The 7,370-nt window shown below is 65.0% G+C and carries 6 protein-coding genes; 2 read left to right on the top strand and 4 right to left on the bottom strand.

The genetic code is table 11. The features are described 5' to 3' along the window. Together AC04L7_RS09105 and AC04L7_RS09100 are read left to right on the top strand one after the other, a co-directional pair. Positions 1-1,776: efflux RND transporter permease subunit (locus AC04L7_RS09105; protein WP_475512866.1), on the top strand; the 1,776-nt coding region annotated here is incomplete at its 5' end. 852 nt (positions 1,777-2,628) lie between these two features. Further along, positions 2,629-2,775 (top strand): hypothetical protein, encoded by a 147-nt coding sequence (locus AC04L7_RS09100; RefSeq protein ID WP_299346929.1) that lies wholly within the window; start codon positions 2,629-2,631, stop codon positions 2,773-2,775. Between the two features lie 387 nt (positions 2,776-3,162). On the opposite strand, the gene AC04L7_RS09095 is transcribed toward AC04L7_RS09100, so the two are convergent. The 4 genes from AC04L7_RS09095 to AC04L7_RS09080 form a co-directional block, all read right to left on the bottom strand. After that, complete coding sequence (locus AC04L7_RS09095; RefSeq protein ID WP_435998815.1) at positions 3,163-4,395, bottom strand: TraB/GumN family protein; 1,233 nt, start codon at positions 4,393-4,395, stop codon at positions 3,163-3,165. 4 nt (positions 4,396-4,399) lie between these two features. Further along, positions 4,400-4,930 (bottom strand): GNAT family N-acetyltransferase, encoded by a 531-nt coding sequence (locus tag AC04L7_RS09090; protein WP_435998813.1) that lies wholly within the window; start codon positions 4,928-4,930, stop codon positions 4,400-4,402. Between the two features lie 9 nt (positions 4,931-4,939). After that, positions 4,940-5,824 carry a carbon-nitrogen hydrolase gene (locus AC04L7_RS09085; RefSeq protein WP_435998811.1) on the bottom strand — a complete coding sequence of 295 codons (885 nt, stop codon included), beginning with the start codon at positions 5,822-5,824 and terminating at the stop codon, positions 4,940-4,942. An 84-nt stretch (positions 5,825-5,908) separates the two neighbouring features. Next, positions 5,909-7,216 (bottom strand): NTP/NDP exchange transporter, encoded by a 1,308-nt coding sequence (locus tag AC04L7_RS09080; protein ID WP_435998809.1) that lies wholly within the window; start codon positions 7,214-7,216, stop codon positions 5,909-5,911. Positions 7,217-7,370: the final 154 nt, after the last annotated feature.

Genomic DNA, 7,370 nt, shown 5'->3' with positions numbered 1-7,370 from the left:
CTGTGCCACTGCGTGGTGTTCCTGCCAATGATGTTCGGCGAGAAGAACATCATCACGATCTACCTGTCGCAGCTGGCGGTCACCATCTCGGTATCGCTCCTTGCCTCGTGGCTGGTGGCGGTGAGCCTGATCCCGATGCTGTCGGCACGGATGAAGACGCCGCCTGCCGTGAAGTCGCCGCTGATCAGCCGCCTGCAGGACCGCTATGCGCGCGTCCTGCGCTGGACGCTGGTGAACCGCGGCTGGAGTGTCGCGGGCATCCTGCTGATCTCGGCGATCAGTGTGTTCCCGATGATGAACACCACCGGCGGTGGCGATGAGAACGATCCGGACGAGATCAACATCTTCTACCAGTGGAAGGGATCCTACTCGAAGGAGGAGATGGGCAAGGAAGTTCAGCGCGTCGAAGATTTCGTCAACGCCAATCGCAAGGCGTTCCACATCAAGCGGGTGTACAGCCGCTATTCCGAGCAGGGCTGGGCGCAGACGCGGCTCTACCTGGACATCGATGACCGCGAGGTCAGCAAGAAGATCGAAGAGGAAGTCCGAAAGGGTCTTCCGCAATCGGCACGGGCCAAGCTCGGCATCGGCTGGCCGGGCGGCATGGGCAGCGAAGGCCAGGGTATACGCTTCAGCCTGATCGGCGACTCCAGCCAAACCCTGCAAGAGCTGGCCGAGGACATCATGCCGATCCTCGCGCGCGATCCGAAGCTGCGCGACGTGCGTGTGGATGTCGGCGACGCCAACTCCGAACTGGCGGTGCAGGTGAATCGCGAGCGTGCGGCCTCCTACGGCTTCAGCGCACAACAGGTGGCGCAGTTCGTCGGCATGGCATTGCGCGGCTCTTCGCTGCGCGATTTCCACCGCGACGACGTGGAAATCCCGGTCAATGTGCGTTTCGCCGGATCGGATCACTACGGCATCGAGGACCTGTCCTCGTTCATGGTGCGCAGCGCCTCGGGTCAGGAAGTCCCCCTGCTGGCGATGGTCGACGTCAACGTGACCCCTGCTGCCACGTCCATCCAGCGCCTGAACCGGCAGACCATGTTGCGGATCGAGGCGGGGCTGGCCAAGGACGTCTCGATGGAGGACGCGCGCAAGTCCGTGGAAGCCACGCTGGACGGCATGGAGTTCCCGCCGGGGTATGGCTACACGTTCAATGGCGCCGGCTTCAACATCAACTTCGACGGCATGGACCAGATGGTGACCGCCATCATGATCGCGCTGGTGTTGATGCTGGTGATCATGGCGGCGGTGTTCGAGTCGCTGCTGTTCCCGGTCGCCATCATGTCCTGCGTGCTGTTCTCGATCTTCGGCGTGTACTGGCTGTTCTGGTTGACGGGAACGGAGATGAACATCATGGCAGTGATCGGCATCCTGGTGCTGATGGGCGTGGTGGTGAACAACGGCATCGTGATGATCGAGCACATCAACAACCTCCGGCGACGCGGTGTGGCGCGGACGGATGCGCTGGTAGAGGGCAGCCGCGAACGCCTGCGCCCGATCATGATGACCATGGGCACCGCGATCCTGGCGATGATTCCGATCGCGCTGAACACGCAGACGGCCGACGGCATGCCACCTTACCACCCGATGGCGCGCGCCATCGCCGGTGGCCTGGCGTTCTCCACCGTGGTCAGCCTGCTGTTCCTGCCGACCATCTACGCACTTCTGGATGACCTGCGGAGCGCGACAGCCCGTTCGATCAAGCGCGCCCGCGACCGCGGAGGCGTGCCGCCTGCGGTGGCAAGCGACCCCCTTCTGCACGAAGACTGACGCTGATTGCATAAGAGAGGCCGGGCAAAGCCGGGCTTCTCTCTTTTGGCTCGGACTGCGGAGTAGGACTCGGTCGTCCAACTTGCCCAGCATCCGCGGCCGCCGATTGCCGTGCCCAGCTGATCGCAAAGAAGTTCAGTGGCACGCGCAGCACGCGATTCCACCAACCACGCATCGTTCGCACTCCGTTGCGCAACGTCATGAAGCCAGGTCACGTGGGTTTGCTAAGCGTCGCTTGCACGAAGGCCCTTACCGCACCGAGACAGGCGCCGGATGCAGGCGAGTGAGCGGACTCGAAATGAGCGGGAAGCAGATGCCGAGGACGCAAGCACCGCCAATCGCGCCGAGTACGCCGGTAGTCAGCGCCGATTGTGACAGCCGGTTGAGGCCGGCATCGTTTCAGCGGGGGGCGTCATTCTCTTCCCTCAAGTGAAGGGTCAGGCAGGGAAGACGGTCCGCACAGAACAGCGCGAGCATGCGGTAGATCGCCGTGGTGCTGGTTCGGTTGCTGGTGGCGATTTGGCGTAGCGCAGATGCCATGTAGTAGTCGCGCTTGGCGATGAAGGCCTGGCAACACAGCGGACTTCGGTCGCGGATTCGCTGAAGCTGGAATCCATCATGTCGCTCTGAGGCCAAGCCCATTCGCCGATGGCGCCAGTGATCGCGAGAGGTTTAGCGTTCTCGAGGATGGTCAAGCAAGCGTAAGAGGGTAGGTGGCGGATCGATCGCCATGCCGCCCAAATGCAGTGGCTTCGAGCGAGCGGCATATGGCTTGATTCACTCGTGGAGCAKCATTAGAGTGCTAGGGCCGCTGATTGTGGTGGCGGTCGCCAAGAACGAAAAGGACATCGAATGCGTAAGATCAAGACCCGTTATGTGGCTTTTGTCGCGGTACTGCTGTGCGTGATGAGCGGTACGGCGGTGGCAGAGGAACGCAGTGAAATACTCGAAAAGATCTGCGACGCGGCACCTGCGTTTTGTGAGTTGTGGGGACTGTAAGAGTCCTTGTTGATTGGCGCATGGAGTCCTGATCCGGCTTCATGCGTCTTTGGTTGGAACACTCATGCCATTGGGTGTGCCTGGCGCGAAACGATCCATGTTGCACGCGACACGTGCCCCACCGCGGGATTCGGCGTGGACACGTAGGTCGCGGTCTGACACGCGTATTGACTGTCTCATTCCCGAGCGAGGACCAGAAATTCTCTCGCTCTCAAGCTTATTACGCGCCCTGACGGCCACAACGAGCCAGCGGACGATTGCATCCTGTTGATCGCATGATGCGGATCTGCCGGGGGATGTGTTTCGCGGCGAAGATGGCGGGACCGCGCGTCGGATGATGCGCAAGAGTCGGGCATTGCCCCCCCTTTTTTCTGCCTGAGGCTGCGATCAGCCGACCAGCTTGCCCAGCATCCGGAGTCCCCCCGTCCACACGCCGATGGCCGTCCCGAGGCTGGTCAGGAAAAAGTTCAGCAGCACGCGGGCCACGCGGTTCTTCCACCAGCCGCGCATCGTCTGCACATCGTCGCGCAACGCCATGAAGTCCGCGTACGTCGGCTTGCGCAGCGTGGCTTCCACGAAGGCGCTGACCGTGCCCGAGGCGAGCGCCGGATGCAGCGGGGTCAGGGGAGAGGAAATGAACGCGGCGAGGATGCTCAGCGGATGACCGCCCGCGATCGCGCAGCCGATGGCACCCAGCACGCCGGTGGCCAGCACCCATTGCAGCAGCAGGTCGGAGCCGACGTCGACGCCGCCCTGCCAGAAACCCCAGGCGAAGCCGCCCACGAGGAATACGCCGATCATCACTTCCATCCACGGGAAGCGCGACTTGGCCTTCACGATCTCCAGCGATCGGCGGGTCTCGGCGGGATCCGCAGTGTCCTCCTGCAGATGCCGGGTCAGGCCGGGCAGGTGGCCCGCACCGACCACCGCGAGCACGCGGTAGGGTGACGGGGTGCCGGCCGGCTTGCTGGTCGCCACCTGGCGCAGGGCGGCCGCCATGTACTGATCGCGCTCGGCGATGATGGCCTGGTAAAGCTGCGGGCTTTCCGCTGCGAATTCGCCGAAGCTGGACTCCATCATGTCGCCCTGCTTGAGCTTCTCGATTTCGTCGTCGCCGACTTCCTCGTCGCCGAACATGCTGGCCAGGATGCCGGCACCTACCTTGGTCCGCTGCCACCAGCCCAGGGACTGCAGGGCGCGCTTGAAGGTCAGTCCGACCTCGCGGTCGATCAGATGCACCGGCAGTCCGAGCGCCTGCGCATCCAGCGCGCCGGCCTTCAGTTCTTCTCCGGGCTCGACGTCCAACTGCTCGGCGAGGCGCCGCTGGTAGGCGGCCAGCGCCAGGTTGGCGGCGAACAGGTGTGTCTTGCCTTCGCGGATCACCTTGACCAGGTCCAGCCTGGCGAGCGTATCCGGATCGGTGAGCGACTGCAGGCGGCCCGGATCCAGTTCCACGGCCACGCTGTCGTACTCGCCGCTGGCGACGGCCGCGCGCACGGCGTCTACGCTGGCACGCGAGACGTGGGCGGTACCCAGCAGGGTGTAGTGCACGCCGTCGCGTTCGACGATCTCGTGGGGCTGGCCGTGCAGCGGGGCGACGGCGGCAAGGGGTTCGGTCATCGTGTCATTCGTCTTGCGGAGGCGTGGCGGTGCCATCGCCGAGGGTGCGTTGCATCTGCACGGTGTCCAGCCAGCGGTCGTGTTTCCAGGCGATGCCTCGGAACACACCCACCAGGACGAAGCCGAATTTCTCGTGCAAACGGATGGACGCGGTATTGGTGGGTTCGCCGATCACCGCGATCATCTGGCGATAACCGCGTGCCTCGCAGGCGTGGATCAGTGCCCGCATCAGTGCAGCGCCGATGCCCTGGCCCTGTCGGCCGGGGACCACGTAGACCGAGTTCTCGACGGTCTTGCGATAGCCCGTGCGGGCGCGATAGCTGCTGGCGTAGGCGTAACCGACGAACTCTCCGTCCAGCTCGGCCACCAGGTACGGATAGCCGGCGTCGAGCACGCTCCGCATTCGGCGCGCCATTTCATCGGCGTCGGGCACGTCGTACTCGTAGGTATTGACGTGATGGCGGACTTCTTCCGCATACAGGGCGGTGATGGCCGGCACGTCGGCCGGCGTGGCGTCACGGACGATCAGCGGCACGTGCTGCCCTCAGTCGATATAGCGCTTGAGCAGGTCGCCGTACGCATCGATGCGGCGGTCGCGCAGGAACGGCCAGATGCGGCGCACGTGTTCGCTGCGCTGCAGGTCGACCTCGGCCATGAGGACGGTCGCGTCGGCCCCCGCTTCCGCAATGAACTCGCCCTGCGGACCGAGCACGTGGCTGTTACCCCAGAACTGGATGCCGGACGCACCCATGGGAGAAGGCTCATGGCCGACGCGGTTGCAGCTCAGCACCGGAAGGCCGTTGGCGACGGCATGGCCGCGGTGGCTCAACACCCATGCGTCGCGCTGGCGATCCTTCTCCGCCTGCTCGTCGTCCGGGTCCCAACCGATCGCGGTGGGATACAGCAACAGGTCGGCGCCGGCCAGCGCCATCAGGCGCGCGGCTTCCGGATACCACTGGTCCCAGCACACCAGCACGCCGAGGCGGCCGACCGACGTGTCGATCGGCGTGAAACCCATATCGCCCGGCGTGAAGTAGAACTTCTCGTAGAAACCCGGATCGTCCGGGATGTGCATCTTGCGGTACTTGCCGGCGATGCTGCCGTCCTTTTCGTAAACGACGGCGGTGTTGTGGTACAGACCGGCGGCGCGGCGTTCGAACAGCGAAGACACCAGCACCACGCCGTGCTGCTTCGCCAGTGCGCCGAGGCGCTCGGTGCTCGGGCCGGGAATCGGCTCGGCCAGGTCGAATTCGTGGACCGATTCGTGCTGGCAGAAGTACGCACCGTTATGCAGTTCCTGCAGCAGGACCAGCCGCGCACCACGCCGGGCTGCCTCGGCGACGCGCGCCTCGATCACCGCCAAGTTGGCGTCGGCATCGCCGTGGTTCTTTTCCTGGATCAGGGCAACGGGCAGGGTGGTGCGGCTCATCGTGAGGACAGGGCGGATGCGGGGGAGGCCGCATGGTAACGCGTCCACCGTGACGGCAGGCGTCCCGGGCGTGAACGCGCGCGCTCAGGGGGTGCCGCCCGCCGCTTCCCGTTGCTTCTGCCGACGGCCAAGCGCCACGCCGGTGATCGCCCATGCCATGGCAACACCCGCACCGATGAACATCGCGGCGGCCGGATGGTCGGCCAGTACGTCCAGCGCGCGCTTCACCCAGCCGCTCAGCGCATCGCCGCCGCGGTAGACGACGGTGTCGATGAAGTTCTTCGCCTTGTATTTCTGCTCGGCGGGCACGACGGTATAGAGCATCTCGCGTCCGGGACGCACGAAGGCATATTCGCCCGCGCGCCGCACCACCATAACCACCACGAAGACCGCGAACACCGGTGCCAGCGCCAGCCACAGGAAACCCGCCGCGACTACCACGGGCACGGCCACCAGCAGCACACCGACCCCCAGCTTCTGCGCAACACGCCCGGTGATGAACAACTGGCTGAGAATGGCCAGCGTCTGCACGACGGTGTCGATCAGGCCGAAGACCTGGGTCTGCTCCTCCTTGTCGGTGAAACGCTCGGCGACCAGTTTGGCCTGTTCGAAATAGAGGAACGTGGTCACGGTCGCCAGCAACAGCACGAACAGTGCAATGCCCGCCAGGTAGGGCGAGCGGAACACCGCGGTCGCGCCGGCGAAGGGATTTCCACCGAGCGGCTGGCGCCGGTGTTCCGCCGAACTGATGCCTGCGGGCAACGGGTGGCGATCGCGCCAGCGGTGCAGCCAGGTCGCAGTGGCGGCGCTGGCGCCGATCAGCAGCGCAGACAGCAGCATCAGGCCGCCGTGTCCCAGCGGCTTCACCAGCAGCGTGGTCATCAGCGGACCCACCAAGCCGCCCAGGCTCGCGCCGGTGGCGATCAGGGCGAACAGGCGCTTGGCTTCGTGGCTTTCCATCACGTCGGCCAGCACGCTCCACGCCAGCGAGATCATCAGCAGGTTGATGACCGACACCCAGATGTAGAAGGTGCGCGCCAGCCAGACGTCCTCCGGCTGCGCCAGCATCGCCGCGCCATAGCCGAGCAGGCTGGCCACGACCATGCCGAATACCCACGGCACGATGCGCCGGCGGGAAACCTTCGATGCGATCCACCCGTACAACGGAAGTACCGCGAGGGTGGCGACGAAGGTGCCGGTGAACAGCCACTGCAGGTTGTCGACGCCGCCCGCGACGCCCATCGTTTCGCGGATCGGCCGCAGCATGAAGTAGCCGGCGAACAGCAGGAAGAACATCGCCAGCCCCGCGCCGACCACGGGTGCTTCGTGGTCGCGGACGTTGAAGACGCGGGCAAGCCAGGCGGAGATGCCTTGCGCGGGAGGCGAAGGCATGCGCTCAGGCCACGGCAGCGATCAGGGCGTCGCGCTGGGCCGCGGTCAGGTCGGGACCCATGCCTGCCCTCAGGTTGTCGGTTTGCCGGTCCGGTTTGCCGGTGGCGGGAATGACGGCCGTCACGGCAGGGTGGCTGAGCGCGAACTTCAGGAA

This window comes from Pseudoxanthomonas sp. LjRoot204_2 (assembly GCF_056175765.1).
Note: the sequence above shows the minus strand (reverse complement) of the source record. Positions and strands in the feature narration are given on the sequence as shown.